Origin of the sequence: Azospirillum rugosum (assembly GCF_017876155.1) — a bacterium.
GTDB classification, from domain to species: domain Bacteria; phylum Pseudomonadota; class Alphaproteobacteria; order Azospirillales; family Azospirillaceae; genus Azospirillum; species Azospirillum rugosum.
Genome location: NZ_JAGINP010000011.1, coordinates 139311 through 162731, shown reverse-complemented (window position 1 = coordinate 162731; position 23421 = coordinate 139311). Strand labels below are relative to the sequence as shown.

Annotated in this window: 22 protein-coding genes; 12 read left to right on the top strand and 10 right to left on the bottom strand. The window is 68.1% G+C overall.

What is annotated here, in order from left to right:
* Positions 1–106: 106 nt before the first annotated feature.
* Positions 107–619 carry a class I SAM-dependent methyltransferase gene (locus J2851_RS16530; RefSeq protein ID WP_209767480.1) on the bottom strand — a complete coding sequence of 171 codons (513 nt, stop codon included), beginning with the start codon at positions 617–619 and terminating at the stop codon, positions 107–109.
* A gap of 224 nt (positions 620–843) precedes the next feature.
* Between J2851_RS16530 and recA the strand changes: the two genes are divergently transcribed.
* From recA to J2851_RS16515, 3 genes are all read left to right on the top strand, one after another.
* Entirely contained in the window at positions 844–1923 is a 1080-nt protein-coding gene (gene recA, locus J2851_RS16525) for a recombinase RecA (protein ID WP_209767479.1), read from the top strand.
* A 517-nt stretch (positions 1924–2440) separates the two neighbouring features.
* Complete coding sequence (gene alaS, locus J2851_RS16520; RefSeq protein ID WP_209767478.1) at positions 2441–5110, top strand: alanine--tRNA ligase; 2670 nt, start codon at positions 2441–2443, stop codon at positions 5108–5110.
* 114 nt (positions 5111–5224) lie between these two features.
* On the top strand, positions 5225–5650 hold the full coding sequence (locus tag J2851_RS16515; RefSeq protein WP_209767477.1) for a bacteriohemerythrin: 426 nt from the start codon (positions 5225–5227) through the stop codon (positions 5648–5650).
* Here the strand turns inward: J2851_RS16515 and J2851_RS16510 are convergent.
* Entirely contained in the window at positions 5586–6008 is a 423-nt protein-coding gene (locus J2851_RS16510) for an Mpo1-like protein (protein WP_209767476.1), read from the bottom strand. The two genes, J2851_RS16515 and J2851_RS16510, sit on opposite strands and share 65 nt — an antisense overlap.
* Positions 6009–6127: 119 nt before the next feature.
* On the opposite strand from J2851_RS16510, the gene J2851_RS16505 reads away from it, so the two are divergent.
* Positions 6128–6973: an AAA family ATPase gene (locus J2851_RS16505; RefSeq protein ID WP_209767475.1), complete on the top strand. Its 846-nt coding sequence runs from the start codon at positions 6128–6130 to the stop codon at positions 6971–6973.
* A gap of 40 nt (positions 6974–7013) precedes the next feature.
* On the opposite strand, the gene ccoG is transcribed toward J2851_RS16505, so the two are convergent.
* From ccoG to J2851_RS16490, 3 genes are all read right to left on the bottom strand, one after another.
* Positions 7014–8480, bottom strand: coding sequence for a cytochrome c oxidase accessory protein CcoG (ccoG, locus tag J2851_RS16500; RefSeq protein ID WP_246500710.1), 1467 nt, complete (start codon positions 8478–8480; stop codon positions 7014–7016).
* A gap of 150 nt (positions 8481–8630) precedes the next feature.
* The gene (locus J2851_RS16495) at positions 8631–10109 is read right to left on the bottom strand and encodes a hypothetical protein (RefSeq protein ID WP_209767474.1); all 1479 of its coding nucleotides are present in this window, start codon (positions 10107–10109) and stop codon (positions 8631–8633) included.
* Between the two features lie 138 nt (positions 10110–10247).
* On the bottom strand, positions 10248–10799 hold the full coding sequence (locus J2851_RS16490) for an HD domain-containing protein (protein WP_209767473.1): 552 nt from the start codon (positions 10797–10799) through the stop codon (positions 10248–10250).
* Between the two features lie 72 nt (positions 10800–10871).
* Between J2851_RS16490 and J2851_RS16485 the strand changes: the two genes are divergently transcribed.
* Both J2851_RS16485 and J2851_RS16480 read left to right on the top strand, forming a co-directional pair.
* Complete coding sequence (locus J2851_RS16485; RefSeq protein ID WP_209767472.1) at positions 10872–12065, top strand: vWA domain-containing protein; 1194 nt, start codon at positions 10872–10874, stop codon at positions 12063–12065.
* 162 nt (positions 12066–12227) lie between these two features.
* Complete coding sequence (locus J2851_RS16480; protein WP_209767471.1) at positions 12228–14195, top strand: sensor histidine kinase; 1968 nt, start codon at positions 12228–12230, stop codon at positions 14193–14195.
* Between the two features lie 86 nt (positions 14196–14281).
* Here J2851_RS16480 and J2851_RS16475 read toward each other — a convergent pair whose 3' ends face one another.
* Complete coding sequence (locus J2851_RS16475) at positions 14282–14455, bottom strand: hypothetical protein (protein WP_209767470.1); 174 nt, start codon at positions 14453–14455, stop codon at positions 14282–14284.
* A gap of 502 nt (positions 14456–14957) precedes the next feature.
* On the opposite strand from J2851_RS16475, the gene J2851_RS16470 reads away from it, so the two are divergent.
* The 4 genes from J2851_RS16470 (at position 14958) to J2851_RS16455 (ending at position 18376) form a co-directional block, all read left to right on the top strand.
* Complete coding sequence (locus J2851_RS16470) at positions 14958–16403, top strand: NADP-dependent isocitrate dehydrogenase (RefSeq protein ID WP_209767469.1); 1446 nt, start codon at positions 14958–14960, stop codon at positions 16401–16403.
* Positions 16404–16483: 80 nt separating this feature from the next.
* Complete coding sequence (locus tag J2851_RS16465) at positions 16484–17017, top strand: sigma-70 family RNA polymerase sigma factor (RefSeq protein ID WP_209767468.1); 534 nt, start codon at positions 16484–16486, stop codon at positions 17015–17017.
* A 47-nt stretch (positions 17018–17064) separates the two neighbouring features.
* Entirely contained in the window at positions 17065–17832 is a 768-nt protein-coding gene (locus J2851_RS16460; protein ID WP_307420446.1) for an anti-sigma factor family protein, read from the top strand.
* Positions 17833–18007: 175 nt separating this feature from the next.
* Positions 18008–18376 (top strand): GcrA family cell cycle regulator, encoded by a 369-nt coding sequence (locus J2851_RS16455; protein WP_209767466.1) that lies wholly within the window; start codon positions 18008–18010, stop codon positions 18374–18376.
* Positions 18377–18474: 98 nt separating this feature from the next.
* Here J2851_RS16455 and J2851_RS16450 read toward each other — a convergent pair whose 3' ends face one another.
* The 4 genes from J2851_RS16450 to J2851_RS16435 form a co-directional block, all read right to left on the bottom strand.
* Entirely contained in the window at positions 18475–19113 is a 639-nt protein-coding gene (locus J2851_RS16450) for an exopolysaccharide biosynthesis protein (protein WP_209767465.1), read from the bottom strand.
* A 79-nt stretch (positions 19114–19192) separates the two neighbouring features.
* Entirely contained in the window at positions 19193–19573 is a 381-nt protein-coding gene (locus J2851_RS16445) for an oxidoreductase (RefSeq protein WP_209767464.1), read from the bottom strand.
* Between the two features lie 136 nt (positions 19574–19709).
* Positions 19710–20933, bottom strand: coding sequence for an NADP-dependent isocitrate dehydrogenase (locus J2851_RS16440; RefSeq protein WP_209767463.1), 1224 nt, complete (start codon positions 20931–20933; stop codon positions 19710–19712).
* A 241-nt stretch (positions 20934–21174) separates the two neighbouring features.
* Positions 21175–21759: an LOG family protein gene (locus J2851_RS16435; protein WP_209767462.1), complete on the bottom strand. Its 585-nt coding sequence runs from the start codon at positions 21757–21759 to the stop codon at positions 21175–21177.
* 173 nt (positions 21760–21932) lie between these two features.
* Between J2851_RS16435 and J2851_RS16430 the strand changes: the two genes are divergently transcribed.
* Both J2851_RS16430 and J2851_RS16425 read left to right on the top strand, forming a co-directional pair.
* A complete protein-coding gene (locus tag J2851_RS16430; RefSeq protein WP_209767461.1) occupies positions 21933–22418 on the top strand; it encodes a c-type cytochrome in 486 nt (161 codons plus the stop codon).
* On the top strand, positions 22418–23320 hold the full coding sequence (locus J2851_RS16425) for a c-type cytochrome (protein WP_209767460.1): 903 nt from the start codon (positions 22418–22420) through the stop codon (positions 23318–23320). The genes J2851_RS16430 and J2851_RS16425 overlap by 1 nt, the downstream gene beginning before the upstream one ends.
* Positions 23321–23421 lie beyond the last annotated feature (101 nt).

Sequence of the window (23421 nt, the reverse complement as noted above, 5' to 3'; positions counted from 1 at the left end):
CCGCGTCCCCGCAGCCCCGTAGGTTGGGTGCAGCGCCAGCGGAACCCAACACACGCGGCGTGGAGACCGGTGTTGGGTTGCGCTTCGCTCCACCCGACCTACTGGGCTACGCGCCCGGCGACACCCGCCACGCGTGATACGGCCAAACCTCCGTCCCGGGCACCGCGACCGGCTCCCAGCCGGCGCGGCCCGCGCCGATTTCCCGGTCGGACAGCACCAGGGCCCCCGGCGCCAGGAACGGCTCGACCAGCCCGCCGATCCAGGCGCGGATGCCGTCCTCGTCCTCCTCCTTGGCGCTGCCGATGTCGGCGTGCGCGAACCGCACGGCACCCCGGTACCGCTCCGCCGCCGCGGGCAGGGTTTCGCGGAAGTCGCCCAGGAACAGCCGGTCCGCGTCGGGCCGGAGGTCGGCCGGAACCCGCGCCCACATGTCGAACACCAGGATGTTCCGGGGCGGGAACAGGTGGCGCAAATGATCGTAGGTCCGGCCCTTGCCGAGTCCGATCTCCATCACCATACCATGGGTCCCGTCGACGCATCCCGCCGCCCACCCCAGCGCCGTGCGCTGGGCCGTCAGCCGGTCGATCATGCGGTCGAGGGTGGACCGTTCAACCTTCATCCCACTCCCTCCGAGCCCTGTTCCGCGGCCTTTCCCGTGGAGAGGCGCGAAGGGGCCGGACATGGTGCGCGCACCGTCGCCGCACCAGCCGCTTAGCACCTTCGGCAGAGAGAACGTTTGATGAACTTTTGCCTTTGCCGATGAGAACGGAACTGGTACAATGCACGTCATAGCAAGACCGTTGGCCCAGGGCCGAAGATGTGATCTAACAAGGGGAGACGGGCATGTCGTCCGCACAGCTTCGTTTGGTCGAGAAGGATTCCATGGATAAGCAAAAGGCCCTGGACGCCGCGCTGGCGCAGATCGAGCGCGCCTTTGGCAAGGGCTCGATCATGAAGCTCGGCGCCCGCGAGAACACGGTCGAGACGGAGGTCGTTTCCACCGGCTCGCTCGGCCTCGACATCGCGCTGGGCATCGGCGGCCTGCCGCGCGGCCGCATCATCGAGATCTACGGGCCGGAAAGCTCGGGCAAGACGACGCTGGCCCTGCACGCCATCGCCCAGGCCCAGAAGGGCGGCGGCACCTGCGCCTTCGTGGACGCGGAGCACGCGCTCGACCCGTCCTACGCCCGCAAGCTGGGCGTGAACGTGGACGAGCTGCTGATCTCCCAGCCCGACGCCGGCGAGCAGGCGCTGGAGATCGCCGACACGCTGGTGCGCTCCGGCGCCATCGACGTGCTGGTGGTCGACTCGGTCGCCGCGCTCGTGCCGCGCGCCGAGCTGGAAGGCGAGATGGGCGACAGCCACGTCGGCCTGCACGCCCGCCTGATGAGCCAGGCGCTGCGCAAGCTGACCGGCTCCATCGCCAAGTCGAACTGCCTGGTGATCTTCATCAACCAAATCCGCCTGAAGATCGGCGTGATGTTCGGCAACCCGGAGACGACCACGGGCGGCAACGCGCTGAAGTTCTACGCCTCCGTTCGCCTGGACATCCGCCGCATCGGCTCCATCAAGGACCGTGAGACGGTGGTGGGCAACCAGACCCGCGTGAAGGTGGTGAAGAACAAGATGGCCCCGCCGTTCCGCGTGGTCGAGTTCGACATCATGTACGGCGAGGGCGTCTCCAAGGTGGGCGAGCTGCTCGACCTCGGCATCCAGGCCGGCGTGGTGGAGAAGTCGGGCGCCTGGTTCAGCTACGATGGCACCCGCATCGGCCAGGGCCGCGAGAACGCCAAGACCTACCTGCGCAACAACCCGGCCACGGCCGACGCCATCGAGGCCAAGATCCGCGGCAACGCCGGCCTCGTCGCCGACGCCATGATGGGCACCCCGGAAACCGACGGCGACGCCGCCACCCCGGAGTGATCCACGGCGGTTAAGCGCTGACGAACGAAGCCCCTTCCCGGTCCGCCGGGGAGGGGTTTTTCGTTGCGCTTCCTCGCCGCACGCCGACCGGGCCATCTTGTCCGAAAGCGCGAAAAACCCTACATTCAGGCTTGGCGGACGGGTGTTCCAGCACCCGCCCGCCGGCCCGGTCCTAGCGGTTCAGGAGATCAAGCGCCAGCTTGATCGCCGTCAACAGCAGGATCAGGAGTTCGAGGATCCTTTTCATCCTACGAGCCTCCTAGTGAGCGGCGGGGCGGTGGCCCATTCCACCGCCCGTCCGCACCGCCGATGAAGCAAGAAGAATGCGCCCTGTCCACGCGGCCAGACGCCGCGTCGACGCATTGCGATGGCCGCCCCGCGGCGGCGCGCCGCAATGCCCGCATCGCTGGCAGTCTGTGGACAGCCACACCAAGTCACGCTAAAAGCACGTTTCGGCCGCGAAAAGGCCGCGCCGCCGACCATCGCCGACGACCGTAGCCGGAGCCTGGACACGCCTATGAAGACCGCCAACGACATCCGCCGCACGTTCCTGGACTATTTCGCGAAGAACGGCCACCAGATCGTGGAGTCGTCGCCGCTGGTTCCGCGCAACGACCCGACGCTGATGTTCACGAACGCCGGCATGGTGCAGTTCAAGAACGTCTTCACCGGCGCGGAGCAGCGGCCGTACAAGCGTGCGACCACCTCGCAGAAGTGCGTGCGGGCGGGCGGCAAGCACAACGACCTGGACAACGTCGGCTACACGGCGCGCCACCACACCTTCTTCGAGATGCTCGGCAACTTCTCCTTCGGCGACTACTTCAAGGACGACGCCATCGCGTTCGCCTGGAACCTCGTCACCAAGGAGTTCGGGCTTCCGGCCGACAAGCTGATGGTCACCGTCCACACCTCCGACGAGGAGGCCGCGGGCATCTGGCGCAAGGTCGCCGGCCTGTCGGACGACAAGATCATCCGCATCCCGACCGATGACAATTTCTGGCGCATGGGCGACACCGGCCCCTGCGGTCCCTGCTCGGAGATTTTCTACGACCACGGCCCGCACATCGCCGGTGGTCCTCCGGGCTCGCCCGACCAGGACGGCGACCGCTTCATTGAGATCTGGAACCTCGTGTTCATGCAGTATGAGCAGCGCGGGCCGAACGACCTGATCGCGCTGCCCAAGCCGTCCATCGACACCGGCATGGGGCTGGAGCGTCTGGCGGCCGTGCTGCAGGGCAAGCACGACAACTACGACATCGACCTGATGCGCGCGCTGATCATGGCGTCGGCCGAGGGCACCGGCACCTCGCCGGACGGCGCGCACGCCGTGTCGCACCGGGTCATCGCCGACCACCTGCGCTCCTGCTCCTTCCTGATCGCCGACGGCGTGCTGCCGTCGAACGAGGGCCGCGGCTACGTGCTGCGCCGCATCATGCGCCGCGCCATGCGCCACGCCCACATGATCGGCGCGCGCGAGCCGCTGATGCACCGCCTCGTCCCGGCGCTGATCCAGCAGATGGGCGATGCGTACCCGGAGCTGAACCGCGCCCGCGCGCTGATCGTCGAGACGCTGAAGCTGGAGGAGACCCGCTTCAAGCAGACGCTGGAGCGCGGCCTGCGCCTGCTGGAGGACGAGGTCGGTCGCCTGGGCGAGGGGCAGCCGCTGCCCGGCGACATCGCCTTCAAGCTCTACGACACCTACGGTTTCCCGCTGGACCTGACCCAGGACGTGCTGCGCACCCAGGGCCGCCCGGTGGACGAGGACGGCTTCAAGGCCGCCATGGACGAGCAGCGCCGCAAGGCGCGCGAGTCCTGGGCGGGCTCGGGCGAGGCCGCGACCGAGACGCTGTGGTACGAGCTGAAGGACGAACTGGGCGCCACGGAGTTCTTCGGCTACGACACCGAGGTCGCCGAGGGCAAGGTGACCGCCATCGTGAAGGGTGGCGCCCGCGTGGAGCAGGCGGCGCTCGGCGAGGAGGTCATGGTCATCGTCAACCAGACCCCCTTCTACGGCGAGTCGGGCGGTCAGGTCGGCGACTCCGGCGTGATCTTCTCCGCCGAAGGCACCGAATTCGCCGTCTCCGACACGCAGAAAAAGCTGGGTGCGGTCTGGGCGCACATCGGTACCGTCACCAAGGGCACGCTGAAGGTCGGCGACGTGGTGGAACTGCGCGTGGACACGGAGCGCCGCTCGGCCATCCGCGCCAACCACTCCGCCACCCACCTGCTGCACGAGGCGCTGCGCCACCGCCTGGGCGAGCACGTCACGCAGAAGGGCTCGCTGGTCTCGTCGGAACGCCTGCGCTTCGACATCAGCCAGCCGGTCGGCCTGACCCAGGACGACATCGCCGCGGTGGAGGACGAGGTCAACCGCCGCATCCTCGCCAACAGCGAGGTGGTCACCCGCCTGATGTCCCCGGACGAGGCGCGCCAGATGGGCGCCATGGCCCTGTTCGGCGAGAAGTACGGCGACGAGGTGCGCGTCGTCTCCATGGGCGGCCCGCACGGCGAGCTTGACCGCGACTACTCCATCGAACTGTGCGGCGGCACCCACGTCCGCCGCACCGGCGACATCGGCCTGCTGAAGATCGTCGCCGAGGGCGCGGTCGCCGCCGGCGTGCGCCGCATCGAGGCGCTGACCGGCACCGGCGCCAAGGCCTGGCTCTCGGATCGCGATCACCTGCTGACCGAGGCGGCCTCCGTCCTCAAGGTCCGTCCGGAGGAGGTGCCGACCCGCCTCGCCGCCCTGGTGGACGAGCGCAAGAAGATGGAGCGGGAGCTGGCCGAACTCCGCCGTCAGGTCGCTATGGGCGGCGGTGCGAAGGCCGACGGCGGCGGCGAGGCCAAGGACATCGCCGGCGTGAAATACGCCGCGCGCGTCGTGGACGGCCTGCCGGCCAAGGACCTGAAGCCGATGGCCGACGAGCTGAAGAAGCAGGTCGGCTCCGGCGTCGTCGTCCTGATCGCCTCCAACGAGGGCAAGGCCTCCATCGTCGTCGGCGTCACCGACGACCTGACGGCGAAGCTCAGCGCCGTGGACCTCGTCCGCGTCGGTGCGGAGGCCCTGGGCGGCAAGGGCGGCGGCGGCCGGCCGGACATGGCCCAGGCCGGCGGCCCGGACGCGTCGCTGGCGCCCGCCGCGGTCGAAGCGATCGAAAAGGCCGTCGCGTCGAAAGTTGCGTCGTAAGGGTAATCACCTGCTACGTCGTGTCGCAACCGGTTTCGGTTGCAACCGCTTGGCCTCCCGGGCCGGGACATTTACCTTCATATGCGGAGGAAATGCCCGGCCAGGGGGTGCGCGATGCCGTACATCATCTGGCGGAGCAGGATGAGCGTCGGGATCGAGCGGATCGACGAAGATCACAAACAAATGATCCGCTGCGTGAACGACCTGGACCAAGCGATCAACCAGGCGACCTACGATCCCCGGTTGACCGCCCAAACCCTGCTGCGCCTGTGCGAATACACGAAGTCCCATTTCGACCGCGAGGAGAAGTTGATGCTCGCCGTCGAATACCCGGACTATGCCGTCCACAAGCTGCAACACGACACCGCCCGTCGTGCGTTGCAGGACATCTGCGAAGAGTTCATGGAGGAGCCGGCGAAGATGGTCGCCGAGCGCATCTACAAGTTCGCCGCGGAATGGCTCGTCCAGCACATCCTCATGGCGGATATGAAGATGGTTCCTCATATCGTCGGGCCGAGCGCTCTGGCGAAGACGGCGTGACGGCAGGACGGAGCGCCGAGTTCCGGATCGTAACGCCCGGCTGGTCGGGGATGCCGTAGCGCCGGTATTCGCGCGCCAGCCGCCCGGTCAGCGCGAGTCCCAGCAGGCGGTAGTCGGCCAGCAGGGAGGCGACCGGCGCCTCCAGCGTCTTCGGCCGGTTGCGCTCCACCAGGAAATGCCCCAGCCACGCCGCGCCATAGCCCACCAGCGGGGCGGCGAGCAGCGCGCGCGGGTCGCGCCGCAGCAGCCCGGCCGCCAGCAGGGCGGTGGCCGCCGCCGTGCCGGTGACGTGCAGCGCGCGGTTCACCGGGTGCCGGTGCTGCTCCAGATACTCCGGCCAGAAATTGCGATCACTCATGCGACGCCTCCCTTGGGCTACGGAACGCCGTGCCCGGTCCGGCGGTTCCGTCTTGCGCGACGCACCCACTGCTGGAAGGATGCGGGCACCCTCCAACCAACCCAGCGGAACCGACTGGCATGCGCTTCACCGGCACCGAGTCCTACGTCGCCACCGAGGATCTGATGGTCGCGGTCAACGCCGCCATCACGCTGCAGCGCCCGCTGCTGGTTAAGGGGGAGCCCGGCACCGGCAAGACCGTGCTGGCGCAGGAGATCGCCCGGTCGCTGAACAAGCCGCTGCTCGCCTGGCACATCAAGTCCACGACCAAGGCGCAGCAGGGGCTGTACGAATACGACGCGGTCAGCCGCCTGCGCGACAGCCAGCTGGGCGAGGAGCGGGTGCACGACATCGGCAACTACATCGTGCGCGGCAAGCTGTGGGAGGCGTTCGAGGCCCCGGACGCGCCCGTCCTGCTGATCGACGAGATCGACAAGGCCGACATCGAGTTCCCCAACGACCTTCTGCTCGAACTCGACCGCATGGAGTTCCACGTCTACGAGACGCGGCAGACCGTCAAGGCGGCGCAGCGCCCGATCGTCATCATCACCTCCAACAACGAGAAGGAGCTGCCGGACGCTTTCCTGCGCCGCTGCTTCTTCCACTACATCCGCTTCCCCGACCGCGAGACGATGGAGCGGATCGTCGAGGTCCATTACCCGAACCTGAAGCGCGACCTGCTGCGCGAGGCGATGTCGCTCTTCTACGCGCTCCGCGACGTGCCGGGCCTGAAGAAGAAGCCCTCCACGTCCGAGCTTCTGGACTGGTTCAAGCTGCTGATGGTCGAGGACGTGGACCCGGAAACGCTGCGCGCCAAGGACGCCCGCACCCTGATCCCGCCGCTCTGCGGCGCCCTGCTGAAGAATGAGCAGGACGTGCATCTGCTGGAACGGCTGGCCTTCCTGGCGAAGCGCGACGGACGGTGACGCCAAGGGGGGCCGGAACGCCGGCCCCCATTCGCTCGCCCTACGGCGCGATGAACACGCTCTGGTGCCGGCCGACCTCGCCGGAGGCCTCGTCCGTCGCCACGACGGTCACGTCGGTCGAGCCCGAGGCCACCGTCCCGCGCGGCACGCGGACGAAGATGCGGTAGGTCGCCACCGAGTCCGGCTCCGCCCGCAGCGACAGGGCCGGGCCGGACTGGCCGTCCACGCTGGCGACCGACAGCTCCGCGTTCTTCAGCCCGTCCACCGACAGGCGGTAGGAGCGCGCGCCGTGCGTCTTGTTGAGGATCTTGATGGTGTAGGCGTTCTGCACGTCGCCGTTCGACAGGGCGACGTAGAGCGGCGCGCGGTCGCGCAGCACGCTGACGTCCAGGTTCGGGCGCAGCGCCAGCGACACCACCATCATGCCCGCCACCACCAGCATGATCAGGGCGTAGATCACCGTTCGCGGGCGGATCAGCCGGACGGGCGCCGACTGCCCCTCGGCCTTGGCGACCTGGTTGGAGCGGGTGTCGAACAGCACCAGGTCGCCCGGCCGGCCGATCTGCGCCATCACCTCGTTGCAGGCGTCGACGCACAGGCCGCAGCCGATGCAGGAGATCTGCTGCCCCCGGCGGATGTCGGTGCCCGTCGGGCAGACGTGGACGCACAGCTTGCAGTCGATGCAATCGCCGTGGCCCTCCGCCGTCCGCTCCTCCCAGCTCTGCGACTTGCGCAGCGGCGCGCGGCCCTCGCCGCGCCAGTCCTGGTAGGTGACGATGTGGGTGTCCTCGTCCACCATGGCCGCCTGGAAGCTGCGCCAGGGGCAGACGTAGATGCAGATCTGCTCCCGCGCCCAGCCGGCGAAGAAGTAGGTCGTGGCGGTGAACAGGCCGGCGAAGGCCACCACGCTCCGCGACACCTCGCCCGTCACGATCTCCCGCAGCAGGGTCGGCGCGTCGTTGAAGTAGAAGATCCAGGCGCCGCCGGTGACCAGGCTGATCAGCACCCACACCGCGTGCTTGGACGCCTTCCGGGCCAGCTTGTGCGCGGACATCGGCGCCTTGTCCAGGCGGATGCGTTCGGTCCGCGGGCCTTCCAGCTTGCGCTCCACCCACAGGAACAGGTCGGTCCAGACCGTCTGCGGGCAGGCGTAGCCGCACCAGACGCGGCCGAACAGGGTGGTGGCGAAGAAGATGCCGAAGGCGCCGATGATCAGCAGGCCGGTCAGGTAATAGACCTCCTGCGGCCAGATCTCGATCCAGAAGAAGTAGGCGCGGCGGCCGACCATGTCGACCAGCACCGCTTGGTCCGGAATGCCCGGCCCGCGGTCCCAACGGATCCACGGCGTGACGTAGTAGATGCCCAGCAGGATCACCAGGGCCAGCCACTTCAGCCGGCGGAACCGGCCGTGGACATCGGCGGGGTAGACCTTCGGGCGCTGGACGAACCACCGCTGTCCCGGCTCTTCGGCGGCGGTTGCGGCGGGATTGTGGGGCATGAGGGACATGGTTTGCGACCTCGCGCTGACGCGGCTGCCAACCTAACCCCCCCTTTTTAAGCTTTCGGTGATGTAGTCACATTGCGCGATGTCAAACGGTCGCGGTTCTTTTCCGGACAAGATGCCGCGGACGGGGGGCGCCGCCCGCGGCCGCTCGGGTCATTGCAGGCTGTCGAGCGCGTTCTGCGCCTCGCGGAGCTTCTTCTGGGCGTCCAGAAGCTTGACCTGCTGCTCGATCAGGTCGACCTGCGCCTTGGTCTGGTCGACCGGGGCGCTTGCCCGCTCCTTGCGGAAGTCCAGCGCCTGCTTGGTGGCGTCGTTGAAGGCGGAGGCGGCGCCGTCGCCGGTGGCGTTGGTCTTGTAGGACACCTTGATCGGCGCTCCGGCCGAGGTGAAATCGGCGGTCAGCGTGTTCGTCGCGAACATGCCGTTGTGCAGCGGCAGGATGCCGTAGACGCCGAGCTGCGGCGCATCGTACATCGCGTCCAGAAGGACACCGCCCTTGCCGTTGCCGCACAGGTCCGACCGGCACACGGTAAGCCGTCCCCGGGCGGGCATGCGGTAGACTAGGCCTTTGGTCGTCAAAGGCGGATCGGCTGGCGTCTGGGCCTTGCCCTCCAGCGGAACGGTCGTGAGCGACGCCTTCAGGATCAGGCCCGTCGGCACCACGTGCTCGCGATCGTCGTCAAGCATCCTCTTCGTAGTCGAGCCGCCATCGCCGGCTGGCAACATCTCCTGGTTGAACCAACGGGCCAGCAGGGAGGATGGCGGAAGCAATTCGACGGTCGGGTTGTTCCGCGTGATCCGGGGCAGCTCTTTGTCTTCCGCGACGACGACGATGGCGTTGACCGCCGCCAAGGCGTTCTCCGTTTCCTCCACATCCTTGCGGGCGGCGTCGCGGCGCTTCATCAAGCGCTGGATCGTATCGGCTTCGTTGGGCGTCCCACCCTTGGCGCTCTCCACCGCGGCCCTGCGCTGGGCCAACTCCGCCTCGATCTGGACGACGTTTGACTTCTGCTTTTCGAGAGAGGCGACAAGCTTCGGCTTCTGCAGCGTCGCGGTGCGAACGCTGTTTGGACAAAGCGGGGGAAGCTTGTCGACGCCTTTGGTTTTCGGATCGACGTTCTTTTTCAGCTCGAGGGTGCGAACTCCCCGCGGAACTTGCAGAACGCCGGGTCCCAGCACGCCCCCGGGCACCAAGGTCATTTTTGCGATGTTGATGACACCCGACAGCGTCTTGCTGAGGATTTGCGCGGACTGGTCGTCGAGCGTCGAGTTCACGCTCTTCAGGGTGCCGTTCGGATACAGCTCGACGACGATGTCCGTGGCCTTGGACATGCCGCCAAGGTCCTTGTAATCGATGGAGTAGGTGGCCGACGGGTCGGGGACGAACTGTTGGGTGGCGTCCACCTTGAGCGAGAAGGCGACGTCATATGTGTTGCCGACGGTCTCGCACCGGATGATCTCCCGTGTGATGACCAGCTCGAGTTGGTTCTGCGGCAGCTGGTAGACGATGCCGGGCGGAGCCACCGACGCCGGGGTCACCGGAGCGACCGTCAGGTCGGTCGAGCATCCGGCAACAGCCAGCGCGGAGAGCCCAAGCGCGCCCGCTTTCGTTGAACACAATCGCATGTCCAATCCTCCTTCCTGGCCGTTAATGGCGCTATGCTCGCCATTGGAGAGAAACGGGAAGGAGGATATCCCATAAGGTGCCGATAATAATAGGCGTTACCAGCAATATGCGAGTCTGTCTATGCGCGCGGGCGGAACCGCGCGTCACACCCCGTCGCCACGCAGTTCCGCCAGACCGTCCTCGTAGGCGCGGTCGAACAGGGCCTCCAGCCGGGGGTTGATCCCGCGCAGGCCGGTGACGACCGCGTGGGCCCACTCGAAATACTCGACCTTGCGGGTCAGGGGCCAGTCGGCGGGCGGGCTGTAGGCCATGGAGCGCAGGTTCGACACCTTGTCGGCCAGCTTCACCAACTTCGCGCGGGACGAGGCGGTGGGGGCGGTGTCGATCTGCCGCTGCTTGCGCTCGGCCTTGCGCAGGCGCTTGTCGTCGGTCGTCTCGGCCACCACGCTGGCGACCTCCGCGCCGAAATGCCGCTCGATCTCCTCGTAAGAGGCGTCGGTGTCCTCCAGCGTGTCGTGCAGCAATGCGGCGATGACGACGACCGGGTCCTTGCCCTCGGTCGCCTCGGCGACCAGAAACGCCACCTCCGACAGATGGTTGAGGTAGGGTTCGGCGCGCACGCCCTTGCGGCGCTGGTCGATGTGCTTGTGCGCGGCGAATTCCAGCGCGCGGGCGAAGTCGAGGAGTGCGGTCATGGCGTTCCTGCCGGGTCGGCGCTACGATGAATGGGACGGGCGGGGGAGTGATCCCCCGGGAGGGAAGGCGGCATGTTCACGAATTTCTTCTTCGAACTGCGCAAGGCGGGCGTGCCGGTCTCGCTGAACGAGTACCTGACGCTCATGGAGGCCATGAAGCGCGGCGTCGCCGCCTTCCGCGTCGATGACTTCTATTACCTCAGCCGGGCCTGCCTGGTGAAGGACGAGCGCAACCTCGATCGCTTCGACCGCGTCTTCGGCCGGACCTTCCAGGGCCTCGCCGGGGAGGACGGTGCCGGCGGCGACGAAATCCCCGTCGTCGATCTGCCGGAGGAATGGCTGCGCAAGCTGGCCGAACGCTTCCTCACCGACGAGGAGAAGGCGCAGATCCAGGCGCTCGGCGGCTGGCAGAAGCTGATGGAGACGCTGGCCCAGCGGCTGGCGGAGCAGAAGGGCCGGCACCAGGGCGGCTCCAAATGGATCGGCACGGCCGGCACCTCGCCCTTCGGTGCCTACGGCTACAACCCGGAAGGGGTGCGCATCGGCCAGCACGAATCCCGCAACCGCCGCGCCGTGAAGGTGTGGGACAAGCGGGAGTTCAAGAACCTCGACGACCAGGTCGAGATCGGCACCCGCAACATCAAGGTGGCGCTGCGCCGCCTGCGCAAGTTCGCCCGCACGGGGGCGGCCAGCGAGCTTGACCTGCCCGGCACCATCCGCGCCACGGCCAGCAACGCCGGCTGGCTGGACCTGAAGATGGTGCCGGAGCGGCACAACGCCGTGAAGGTTCTGCTGTTCCTGGACATCGGCGGGTCGATGGACGACCACATCCGGCTGGTCGAGGAGCTGTTCTCCGCCGCGCGGACGGAGTTCAAGCACCTGGAGCACTTCTACTTCCACAATTGCGTGTACGAGAGCGTCTGGCGCGACAACCGCCGCCGCCATGACGAGCGCACCCCGACCTGGGACGTGCTGCACACCTATCCGGCCGACTACAAGCTGGTCTTCGTCGGCGACGCGGCCATGAGCCCCTACGAGATCGTCTACGCCGGCGGCAGCGTCGAGCATTGGAACGAGGAACCGGGACAGGCCTGGATGCAGCGCCTTCTGTCGGTCTACAGCCGGGCCGTCTGGCTGAACCCGACGCCGCAGCAATATTGGGGCTACACGGAAAGCACGCGCATCCTGCAGCGCCTGATGGACAACCGGATGTACCCGCTGACGCTGGAAGGGCTGGACGCGGCGATGCGGGAACTGCTGCGCTGACGCGACACATTGGCACGTGCACGAACGGCCGCGCTTTTCTTTTGGAATGCGCGCCGGCCTTCCCATAGTGTGCGGGGGTATGCGCCGGTCGCGCGGATGTTTCCAGCCGTCAGCCTCATGAATCCTCACATCATATCGGGCTGCCGCCGCCGCGGGCGCGGCTTGCCCGCGCGTCTGCGGGCCGCCCTGGCGGTGCCGCTGCTCCTTCTCGTGCTGCTGGGCATCGGCGCCCCGACCGCTGCGCGTGCGGAGGCCGGGGCCGAGAACGGAAACGGCGTCCTGTTCATCTCCTCCTTCAGCCTGACCGTTAGCTGGACCGAGGCGATGCTCGACGCCGCGCGGGAGGAGCTGGCCGCGCGGGGCGACCCGGTGAACCTGTATGTCGAGCTGCTCGACCGCGTCCGCTTTCCCGACCGGCCGGACGACAAGGCCTGGGCGGAGTTCCTGCGCGTCAAATACCGCGACGTCCGCCCGCGCGCGATCATCGCCGACGGGGCGCCGGCCATCCAATTCGTGGCCGCGCATGGCCGGTCGCTGTTCGGGGACGCGCCGGTCGTCGGCATCTTCCCGAATTTCGACAATCTGGGCGACGCCGGCACGGCGGTTGCGGTGCGCGTGACGACCGGCCCGCACGTGGACCAGACGGTGGAGATGGCGCTGGCCCAGAACCCGGCCGCCACCCGGCTGGTCATCGTGTCCGACGACACCGCGCCGTCGCACCACCTCGCGCGGATCGTCCGGACGGCGCTGGCCCGCAATCCCGGCCGCCCGTTGGAGGTCGGACACCTGCATGACCTGACCGTGGGGGAACTGGAGGACCGCGTTGCCGCCCTGGCGCCGGGCAGCGTCGTCCTCTACACCCACGTCACGGTGGACCGCACCGGCCGCCAGTATCGCCCCGACGCGGTGGCGGCGCGGCTGGCCCAGGTGTCGACCGCACCGGTCTACGTGCTGTTCGACAGCGACATCGGCACCGGCGTGGGCACCGGTGCCGTCGGCGGCTACGTCAACGATTCCGGCATCGCCGGGCGCGTCGCCACCCGCGCCGCGCTCCAGCTTCTCACCGACGGCGCGCCGGATCGGGCGGAGCCGGCGGAGGAGCGCTATTCCTCGCAGCCGGTCGTCGACTGGCGGCAGCTGCGCCGCTGGGGAATCGACGAGCGCACGCTGCCGCCCGGCACGGAGGTCCGCTTCCGCCAGCCGTCCATCCTGGAAGCCCATTTCGCCGAAGCGATGATCGGCCTCGTCTTCATCGCCGTGCTGGCGATCCTCCTCGGCCTCGTCTTCGTCCTGTTCGTGCAGCGCGGGCGCCACGCCCACGCCCTGAGCGAGGCCAACAGCCGCCTGGAGGAGCGTGTCGCCCTGCGCACCCGCGACATCGAACGCGCGCTGGCCGGGGAGCAGATGGCCCGCCAGCGCCTGCGCACCTTTCTCGACATGGCGACGCACGAGTTCAAGACGCCGCTGGCGGTGATCGACAGTTCGGTGCAGATGCTGGAGCGGCTGGTGCCGACGGAGCGCGAAGGGGTGGGCAGCCGGCTGGCCCTGATCCGCCGCTCGGTGCGGCGCGTGATCGACCTGATCGAAACCTGCCTCGCCGGCGACCGCGTCGACGAGGAACTGCCGGTGAAGATCGCCGCCTTCGCCCCGGCGACGATGGTCCAGCGCGTGGTCGACCGCCAGCGCAGCCTGGGCTCGGCCATCGTCGCGGACATCGCCGGCCTGCCGGACACCTGCACGGCCGACCCGGATCTCCTGGGCATCGCGCTGGACGTGCTGCTCGACAACGCCCGCCGCTACGGCCCCGCCTCCTCTTCCCCCGGCGCCGCCATCGCCCTGACCGCCCGTCAGGAGGGGGCCGCGCTGGTCCTCTCCGTCGCCGACCGCGGTCCCGGCATCCCGGAGGAGGAAGCGGAGCGCGTGTTCGAAAAATACTACCGCGGCACCCACAGCGCCGGCGTTCCCGGCACCGGCATCGGCCTGACCCTCGTCCGGACCATCGCCGACCTGCACGGCGGCACGGTCACCCACCACCCGCGCGACGGGGGAGGGGCCGTGTTCGTGCTGTCCGTGCCGGTGGAATGGGAACGGCGGGCCGGGTCCGTGGAGCGGAGGTTGTCGGCCCTCTGATACCGATGGCAGAGCACGCGAAAAGGCCCGGTCCTTTGGGAAGGGCCGGGCCTTTTCTGCGTTTCAGCAGACCGACGCTGAATCGCTCAGTCCAGGATCGCCCGGACGTCGCCGAGCAGCTCGGCCGTCGTCGGGGCGGCCGCGGCGCCGCCGACCACGTCGATGTGGCGCGCGAGATGCGCCTCGACGCGGCGGAGCAGCGAAAGCGTGTCTTGCGGAGCGGCCTGACGGGAGGCCATGCCTTCGTTCACAGTCATCATCGTGTCCATCGCCCGGATCTCTCTGTTCTTCCGTACCTTGAACGGAACATCGGCGGAGGAGCGTGGCGCTCCCTCGTCCACTCTGTGTCGTGAGATCAGCATCGCCCTGTCCGGGTTAATAAATTATGTATGCTATTCTTGCAAAAAGGGGGTGGTCCGCTTCCCGGTTGTGTCTCTGCATCGCGCATTATGAGGCTTTGAGCAAATTCGCCGCCGCGATCCGTAAAAGTGTTTTACGCTGATGGTTTTCGCTCGCAACCATCGCGCCGGTTGCGTCGGTGGTCAGATCAGGATGGCGCCGTCCTCAAAACCTGTTCGTACACGAACTTGACGGGAGGTCGGATGGGGGCGAGGTGGAGCGTTTCCCGGCCGGCATCCGCGCCGCGTGAAACCCGATGGGCGGCGGGGCGCGTCACCCCGCCGCCCTGGGTGGCCGACCGCCGGCCATTGAACTCCGGGGGCGCTTTCGACTAGGGTCGCGCGTTCCCTCTGGAGTGTGTGGATGCGCGAAATCACCCCCATCACGGTCGCCCGCGGCGACGGCATCGGCCCCGAGATCACGGACGCCGTGCTCTTCGTGATGGACGCGGCCGGCGCCCGCCTGAAGGTGGAGGAGGTGCCGGCGGGGGAGGCGGTCTACCGCCGCGGCCACGCGGGCGGGCTCGACGCCGCGGGCTGGGGGTCGATCCGCCGCACCCGCGTCTTCCTGAAGGGGCCGATCACCACCCCCCAGGGCTATGGCAACAAGTCGCTGAACGTCACCGCGCGCACCACGCTGGGGCTGTTCGCCAACGTGCGGCCCTGCGTGGCCTACCACCCCTACGTCCGCTCCCGCCACTCCCGCATGGACGTGGTCATCATCCGCGAGAACGAGGAGGATCTCTACGCCGGCATCGAGCATCGGCAGACCGACGACGTGATCCAGTCGGTGAAGCTGATCTCCCGGCCGGGGTCGGAGCGCATCGTGCGCTACGCCTTCGACTACGCCCGCGCCAACCACCGACGCAAGGTGACGGCCTTCGTCAAGGACAACGTCATGAAGATGACGGATGGCCTGTTCCTGAAGATCTTCCACGAGATCGCCGCCGAGTATCCGGAGATCAAGGCCGACCACATGATCGTCGACATCGGCGCCGCTCGCCTCGCCGACCAGCCCGAGCGCTTCGACGTCATCGTGACCCTGAACCTCTACGGCGACATCGTGTCCGACATCGCCGCCCAGATCACCGGCTCGGTCGGGCTGGCGGGCTCGGCCAACGTCGGCGACGCCTGCGCCATGTTCGAGGCGATCCACGGCTCGGCCCCGATGATCGCGGGGCAGGGAATCGCCAACCCCTCCGGCCTGCTGATGGCCGCCGTGATGATGCTGGTCCACATCGGCCAGGGCGACGTCGCCGCGCGCATCCACAACGCCTGGCTCAAGACCATCGAGGACGGGGTCCACACGGTGGACATCTTCACCCGCGGGGTCAGCCGCCGCCGCGTCGGCACCCAGGCCTTCGCCCAGGCGGTGGTGGAACGGCTGGGCCAGATGCCGGTGACGCTGCCCAGCGTCGGCTACGCGGTCACCGCCCGGCCGGCCTATGAATCCGGCGTGCGCCTGTCGCCCCGCCGCATCGCGTTCAAGGAGCTGGTCGGGGTCGACGTCTTCCTGCACTGGTCGGGCGGCGGCCCGGAGGAGTTGGCCGGGCTGGTGCAGCCGCTGACCACGCCGGAGCTGGCGCTGGCCAGCATCTCCAACCGGTCCCAGAAGGTCTGGCCGGACGGCAACGCCGACGTCTTCTACACCGACCACTGGCGCTGCCGCTTCTCCGCCCGCGACGGCGCCACCGTCACCCACGGCGACATCGTGGAGCTGCTGGGCCGGCTCGCCCGCAACGGGCTGGATTTCACCCAGACCGAGAATCTGTGCAACTTCGACGGCAAGTCCGGCTTTTCGGCGACGTGAACGGCGAAGGCGTGGAATAATCGGCGCCTCATGGGCGTCCTGGATGGAAGGACGACCTTCCCAGGGAGCGCCGCCGCGCCATGCCCCCGCCAGACCCTTCTCCCACAGCCGTCGACGCCGGCGCCATCGCCGCGCAGGTGCCGCGCCTGCGGCGCTACGCCGCCGCGCTGGTCGGCAACCTGCCCGACGCCGACGACCTCGTCCAGGACTGCGTGGAGAAGGCGCTGGCCAACCGGCACGCGCTGCGCGACGGGTCCCGGCTCGGCGGCTGGCTGCTGTCGATCCTGCACAACCTGCACGTCTCCGGCCTGCGCTGGCGGAAGCGGCGCGGCGCCGAGGTGCCGGTGGAGGACCTCGCCGACGACCTGGCGCTCAGCGCCGCGCCGGCCGACCGTGGGGAGGTGCGGGACTTCGTCCGCGCCTTCGGCCAACTGTCGGAGGAGCACCGGAGCATCCTGCTGCTGACCGGCATGGAGGGGCTGTCCTACCGCGAGGCCGCGGAGGTGCTGGAGGTGCCGGTCGGCACGGTGATGTCCCGGCTCGCCCGCGCGCGCGAGCGCCTGCGCGTCCTTCTGGACGGCGGCGAGGAGACGGTGGTGAGGAGGATCAAGTGATGATCGTCGGAAATGGAGCGGGAAACGGCGCTGGTCGGGGCGCCCCCGTGACCGAGGCCGACCTGCACGCCTGGCTGGACGGCGAACTGCCCGAGGACCGTCGCGACGACGTCGAGCGCCACCTCGCCGACAACCCGGACGACGCCCGCCGGTTCGACCGCTACCGAGCCCAGCGTGCCGTGCTGGGCAAGTCCTTCGGCGCCTTGCTCGACCGCCCGGTGCCGGATGCCCTCCTGCGGCCCTTCGCGCCGGCGACTGTGACGGTGCTCCGGCCGAAGCGCCGCATGGCGGTCTGGGCGTTGGCGCTCGCCGCCTCGCTGCTGGTGTTCCTGGCCGGTGGGGCCGCGGGCTGGCTGGCGCACGGCTGGACGGGCAATGGCGCCGGAAGTTCGGCCTTCGTCGCCGACGCCGTTGCCGCGCACCGCGTCTTCGTGGTGGAGGTCCGCCATCCCGTGGAGGTCGGCGCCGACCAGGAGGCGCATCTGGTGGGCTGGTTGTCGAAACGCCTGGGCAAGCCGCTGCGGGCGCCACGCCTGGCCTCCCGGGGCTATGATCTCGTCGGCGGGCGTCTGCTGTCCGATGCGCAGGGACCGGCCGCCCAGCTCATGTACCAGGATGCGGCGGGTCGCCGCATCACGCTCTACGTTCGGCCGTCCACCAATGGATCGGACACGTCATTCCGGTTTGCCCAGGACGGCAACGTCCAAGCTTTTTACTGGCGGGACAATGGGTTGGCCTGGGCCGTCACGGGTGACCTCGATCGCGTCACACTTTCGAACATAGCCGAGGAAGTGTACGGAGCGTTGAACTCATAAGACCCACAGACTTATGCACAGGAATGTTGCGCGAGCCCCCTATCCCTCAATGTGGCCATCTGGTAGGTTGGCTTCCAGTTGGCACAAAATATTGCGCCTTATGGAAAACGGCCGTCTGGTCGAAAGGCATAATGTTTCATCAGGGCACCGGTTTTCGGACCACGGGAGACAGGGGATGAGTTGGACGGACGAACGAGTTCAGCAGCTGAAGGACCTCTGGGGCCAGGGCCTGAGCGCGAGTGAAATCGCGGACATCCTGGGCGACATCACCCGCAACGCCGTCATTGGAAAGGCGCATCGTCTCGGCCTGTCGGGGCGGCCGTCGCCGATCAAGAAGAAGCCCACCCGTGGTGCGACGATCCTCGCCCTGACCGAGCGCATGTGCAAGTGGCCGGTCGGCGATCCGAAGCACCAGGACTTCCACTTCTGCGGCAAGCCCTCGCTGCCGGGCCTGCCTTACTGCGCGGAACACGCCGCGGTCGCCTACCAGCCGGCCTCCTCGGGCAAGAAGCGCGACGAGGACCGCAGCATCGGCGCGGCCTGAAGAACCAATCCGGCAGCCCAATCCGGCAGCCCATTCCGGTAGCCGGGCGCTCCGACCATGGACGCGCCCGGCCGGCCGCCGGACAGAAGCCGGTCCGATCAGACCGGCGCCGCCGAGACGGCCCACCAGGTCCCGGCGACCAGCGCGACCGAAACGCCCGTCGCCACGGCGCCAAGCCCGATCCCGGCCAACACGGCCAGCCCATCCCGCGCGATCAGCCCCAGGGCCGTGATGAGGACCGCCAACCCCGGAAGGGTGTTTCCGAAGGGGATCGGCAGGGCGATCAGAAACCCCATCAGCAGAACGAAGGCGCCAAGCGGCCGCAGGACGCCCGCCCGCGTCAACGACGGATGACGCGCCCGCAGGGTGCGCTCCACCCGCTCGATCACCGGCGTCCCCTTGTCGACCAGCTTGTCGAGGGTTCCGCGCGACACCCGGCGCCGCCCGATCCAGCCGGGCACGCGCAGCCGGTCCCGTCCGGCGATCATCTGAAGCGCGACGGCGGCCAGCACGGTTCCGAACAGGAATCCCGCCGGCAGTCCCGGCGTGGGCACGATCGCCGGGATCGCCAGCGCCAGCAGCAGGAAGCCCGGCGCGCGGTCGCCGAGATGCCCGAACACCTCGCCCACGGTCGGCTTGTCCCCGCTGATTTTTCCCCGAAGACGCTTCAGCAGCGCGGACGCTGTCGTCCGTTCCCCGGGGCCCCGATCGGCCGTGCCAGAATCCTTCGACTCCATTCCCCATCCTCGATCCGTGTCCAGGCCGAGGATGTGGTGCGACGGTGCCCGCCGGGAAAGGGGGGCGTAATCCTGCCCGTCAGTAATCCTCGACGCTGTGCTTCAGTTGGACCAGCCGGCCGCCCAGCAACGACAGCATCAGCTGGACGACCGTCTCATGCACGATCAGCGTGTGGTGGTTGCCGCTGTCCTGCATGTGCTGGCGCAGCGCCTCGCGCACCGCCGCGACGCCGGTGACGTCGATCAGCACGTCCACCGCCTCGCCAAGCCGGGCGAAGTCCATGAAGTCGGTCGTGGTGGCGACGCCCCGGGAGCGGGCGAGGCGCATGCCCGGCGCCTCGGTGTCCAGGTCGGCGACGCCCAGCAGCTCCACGAAGGGGGCGTCGAGCAGCTTGTCCAGCAGCGGCGTTCCGGTCTCGCCGGCGCCGATCACGGCGATGCGGAAAATGTCCTTGGCCATCGGGTCGTCCCGACTCCTGTTCGATGCGAGTGCGCTTCGCGCAAGAAAAAGGCGGGGAGCCGAAGCCCCCCGCCGCAATCTTACATCGACACGACGTCCCGTTTGACCGGGACGAGGAGTCGCACCGGACGAATTGTTACGCCCAGGCGGCCATCTTCTTCTGCAGGTTCTCGTCCAGCTTGTCGAGGAACTGCTTGGTCGTCAGCCAGGGCTGCTCCGGACCGATGAGGATGGCGAGGTCCTTGGTCATGAAGCCGGCCTCGACCGTCTCGACGCAGACGCTTTCCAGCGTCTCGGCGAACTTCACGACGTCCGGGGTGTTGTCGAACTTGCCGCGGTAGGACAGGCCCTGGGTCCAGGCGTAGATCGACGCGATCGGGTTGGTCGACGTCTCCTTGCCCTTCTGGTGCTCGCGGTAGTGACGGGTCACCGTGCCGTGGGCGGCCTCGGCCTCCACGGTCTTGCCGTCCGGCGTGACCAGCACCGAGGTCATCAGGCCCAGCGAGCCGAAGCCCTGCGCCACGACGTCCGACTCCACGTCGCCGTCGTAGTTCTTGCAGGCCCACACGAAGCCGCCTTCCCACTTCAGGGCCGACGCGACCATGTCGTCGATCAGGCGGTGCTCGTAGACGAGGCCCTTCGCCTTAAACTGGGCGGCGTAGTGCTCGTCGAAGACCTTCTGGAAGATGTCCTTGAAGCGGCCGTCGTAGGCCTTAAGGATCGTGTTCTTCGTCGACAGGTAGACCGGGTAGCCGCGCTCCAGGCCGTACATGAAGCTGGAGTGGGCGAAGCCCTCGATCGACTCATCCAGGTTGTACATGCCCATGGCGACGCCGCCGCCCGGGAAGTCGAAGACCTCGTGCTCGATCGCCTCGCCGCCGCCTTCCGGCACCCACTTGATGGTGAGCTTGCCCTTGCCCGGAACGACGAAGTCGGTGGCCTTGTACTGGTCGCCGAAGGCGTGGCGGCCGATGATGATCGGCTTGGTCCAGCCCGGAACGTAGCGCGGAACGTTCGAGCAGACGATGGGCTCGCGGAAGACGGTGCCGCCAAGAATGTTGCGGATCGTGCCGTTCGGCGACTTCCACATCTTCTTGAGGTTGAACTCCTTCACCCGCGCCTCGTCCGGGGTGATGGTCGCGCACTTGACGCCGACACCGTACTGCTTAATCGCGTTGGCGGATTCGACCGTGACCTTGTCGTCCGTCTTGTCGCGGTTCTCGATGCCCAGGTCGTAGTACTTCAGGTCGATGTCCAGGTACGGCAGGATCAGCTTGTCTTTGATGAACTGCCAGATGATGCGCGTCATCTCGTCGCCGTCGAGTTCGACGACCGGATTGGCTACCTTAATCTTCGTCATGGGTGCGAGTTCTCCCCGAACGGGTAGGGGTTGTCTTGTCCTTGGACGCCGGACGCGCGAACCGGTGCGCGTTGGTCGGGTTACCGCCAGGGGCGGGATCCCGACTCCCCGGGCGGAAACGGATCGCGGTTATATAGCACCGGGCCACCGCCGAAAGAAAGGACTGGAGGCGACGAAATCACCCTATGTCGCAGGGAAAGTGACACAGGCCCCCGGATCTGGTCTTACCACTTGCCCGTTTTCAGAGTTTTTGTGAGCGGATCTTCAGGGACGGTTCCGGTTCATGCGCCAATGCGTTGAAAACGTCGTCCACCTCATCCACCACGGTGAACAGGGCCCTGTGGCCGCTGTGCGCGAAACCCTGCGCGATCATGTGGTCGACCATCCCGAGCAGCGGGCGCCAGTAGCCGTCCACGTCCACGATGATCACGGGCTTGTCGTGCAGCCGCAGCTGCTTCCAGGTCAGGATCTCGAAGGTCTCGTCCAGCGTGCCGAAGCCGCCCGGCAACACCACGAAGGCGTCCGACCGGTCGACCATCATGCGCTTGCGCGTGTGCATGCTGTCCACGACGATCAGCTCCGTCAGGCCGGTGTGCTCGACCTCCGCGGACTGGATGTGCTCCGGGATGATGCCGACGACGGAGCCGCCGGCCGCCAGGGCGGCGTCGGCGGCGATGCCCATCAGCCCGACCCGCCCGCCGCCATAGACCAGCTGGATGCCGTGGCGGGCCAGCCCCTCGCCCAGCGTGTGGGCAGCGTCCTTGTACACATCGGCGACCCGGCTGGAGGAGCCGCAGTAGACGCAAACGGACGTCAGGGTCTTCATCGCATACCCCTTTGTGTGGGCCCCTTTGTGAGGGGTGGCTTCCGCTTTGGTTGAGCTCTCGTTTCCGCGGCTGGCGAATACTTTGTTGTCCGGGCACTGCTGTGACAAGGGAATAACATCACTGCCCTCGGCGTCTATCGGGGCGTGAGGCATCATCCATCGGGAGAGACCATATGGACTCGCGCGTCGTCAACGCTCTGGCGGCCGGTTCGGTTGCCGCGTTCCTGTATCTTGGTTTCGGCGGGCTGGGCGCGGCCGCGACCGACGGCGATCCGGCGGCCCTGGTCAAGCAGCGCGAGCAGACCATGAAGAGCATGGGCGGCGGTTTGCAGACCATTGCCAAGTTCGTGAAGGGCGAGGCCGGTTCCGCCGCGGACGTCCAGGCGGCGGTGGCCGCCATCACGGAGGCGTCGTCCAAGGACCCCGCCGTGGTCTTCCCCCAGGGCACCGCGATCGGCACCGCCGACAGCGACGCCAAGCCGGAGCTGTGGCAGAACTGGCCGAAGGCGGTGGAGTACTGGAACGGGCTGAAGCCGGCCACCGCAAAGCTGACCGAGGCCGCCAACGCCGGCGACCGCGCGCAGATCGCCCAGGCCTTGCAGGGCGTTTCCAAGGCCTGCGCCAACTGCCACGAAGATTTCCGCCAGAAGAAGCAGTGATGGCATCACGGGCCGCCGTAAAAACCGTCATCATGGTCGCCGCGGTGGCGCTGGCCGCCGCGACAGGCTTGGCCGGCGCGGGCGCACGGGCGGCCGATGCGGACGCGGTAAGGCGCGGCGAATACCTGTTCAACGCCGCGGGCTGCCTCGGCTGCCACACCGACGAGAAGGGCGGCGGCAAGCCGCTGGCCGGCGGGAGGGCGCTCGCCACTCCCTTCGGCACCTTCTATCCGCCGAACATCACGCCGGACCCGGAGCACGGGATCGGCCGCTGGTCGGACGCCGACTTCATCCGCGCCTTCCGCGAGGGGCGGGCGCCGGACGGTTCCTACCTGTACCCGGCCTTTCCGTACCCCAGCTACACGCGGATGACCGACCGCGACCTGCTGGACCTCAAGGCCTACCTGTTCTCGCGGGAGCCGGTCGCCGCCGCGAACCGGCCGCACGACCTGTCGATGCCCTTCTCCTGGCGGTTCCTGCTGGCCGGCTGGCAGTGGCTGTACTTCGACACCCGCGGGCCGCGCCCCGACGATCCGGCGAAGCCGCCGGAGTGGAACCGCGGGCGCTACGTCGTCGACGCGCTCGGCCACTGCGGGGAATGCCACACGCCGCGGACCACCTTCGGCGGGATGGAGGCCGACCGCTACCTCGCCGGCAACCCCAAGGGGCCGAACGGCGACAAGGTGCCCAACATCACGCCGCAGCCGCGGTTCGGCATCGGCGGCTGGACCCCCGGCGACATCACCCTGCTGCTTGAGACGGGGCTGACGCCGGAGGGCGATGTTGTCGGCAACGCGATGGCGGAGGTGGTGCGGAACTCCACCTCCAAGCTGACGGCGGACGACCGCGCGGCCGTCGCTGCCTACCTGCAATCGCTGCCGCCGATCGGTCCGCCTCCCTGATCGGTGCTCAAGAAGGCGCGAAGGCGGTGCAAATCGACCTTGCGGATACGGTCCGGATCCATCGGCGGTGTTCTTTTTGTGTGAATTGTTCTGCTATCGTA

Bases quoted from the DNA above. Each gene is read 5' to 3' on its own strand.
- J2851_RS16530 (WP_209767480.1), bottom strand. From the start codon at position 619: ATGAAGGTTGAACGGTCCACCCTCGACCGCATGATCGACCGGCTGACG.
- recA (WP_209767479.1), top strand. From the start codon at position 844: ATGTCGTCCGCACAGCTTCGTTTGGTCGAGAAGGATTCCATGGATAAG.
- alaS (WP_209767478.1), top strand. From the start codon at position 2,441: ATGAAGACCGCCAACGACATCCGCCGCACGTTCCTGGACTATTTCGCG.
- J2851_RS16515 (WP_209767477.1), top strand. From the start codon at position 5,225: ATGCCGTACATCATCTGGCGGAGCAGGATGAGCGTCGGGATCGAGCGG.
- J2851_RS16510 (WP_209767476.1), bottom strand. From the start codon at position 6,008: ATGAGTGATCGCAATTTCTGGCCGGAGTATCTGGAGCAGCACCGGCAC.
- J2851_RS16505 (WP_209767475.1), top strand. From the start codon at position 6,128: ATGCGCTTCACCGGCACCGAGTCCTACGTCGCCACCGAGGATCTGATG.
- ccoG (WP_246500710.1), bottom strand. From the start codon at position 8,480: ATGTCCCTCATGCCCCACAATCCCGCCGCAACCGCCGCCGAAGAGCCG.
- J2851_RS16490 (WP_209767473.1), bottom strand. From the start codon at position 10,799: ATGACCGCACTCCTCGACTTCGCCCGCGCGCTGGAATTCGCCGCGCAC.
- J2851_RS16485 (WP_209767472.1), top strand. From the start codon at position 10,872: ATGTTCACGAATTTCTTCTTCGAACTGCGCAAGGCGGGCGTGCCGGTC.
- J2851_RS16475 (WP_209767470.1), bottom strand. From the start codon at position 14,455: ATGATGACTGTGAACGAAGGCATGGCCTCCCGTCAGGCCGCTCCGCAA.
- J2851_RS16470 (WP_209767469.1), top strand. From the start codon at position 14,958: ATGCGCGAAATCACCCCCATCACGGTCGCCCGCGGCGACGGCATCGGC.
- J2851_RS16465 (WP_209767468.1), top strand. From the start codon at position 16,484: ATGCCCCCGCCAGACCCTTCTCCCACAGCCGTCGACGCCGGCGCCATC.
- J2851_RS16455 (WP_209767466.1), top strand. From the start codon at position 18,008: ATGAGTTGGACGGACGAACGAGTTCAGCAGCTGAAGGACCTCTGGGGC.
- J2851_RS16450 (WP_209767465.1), bottom strand. From the start codon at position 19,113: ATGGAGTCGAAGGATTCTGGCACGGCCGATCGGGGCCCCGGGGAACGG.
- J2851_RS16445 (WP_209767464.1), bottom strand. From the start codon at position 19,573: ATGGCCAAGGACATTTTCCGCATCGCCGTGATCGGCGCCGGCGAGACC.
- J2851_RS16440 (WP_209767463.1), bottom strand. From the start codon at position 20,933: ATGACGAAGATTAAGGTAGCCAATCCGGTCGTCGAACTCGACGGCGAC.
- J2851_RS16435 (WP_209767462.1), bottom strand. From the start codon at position 21,759: ATGAAGACCCTGACGTCCGTTTGCGTCTACTGCGGCTCCTCCAGCCGG.
- J2851_RS16430 (WP_209767461.1), top strand. From the start codon at position 21,933: ATGGACTCGCGCGTCGTCAACGCTCTGGCGGCCGGTTCGGTTGCCGCG.
- J2851_RS16425 (WP_209767460.1), top strand. From the start codon at position 22,418: ATGGCATCACGGGCCGCCGTAAAAACCGTCATCATGGTCGCCGCGGTG.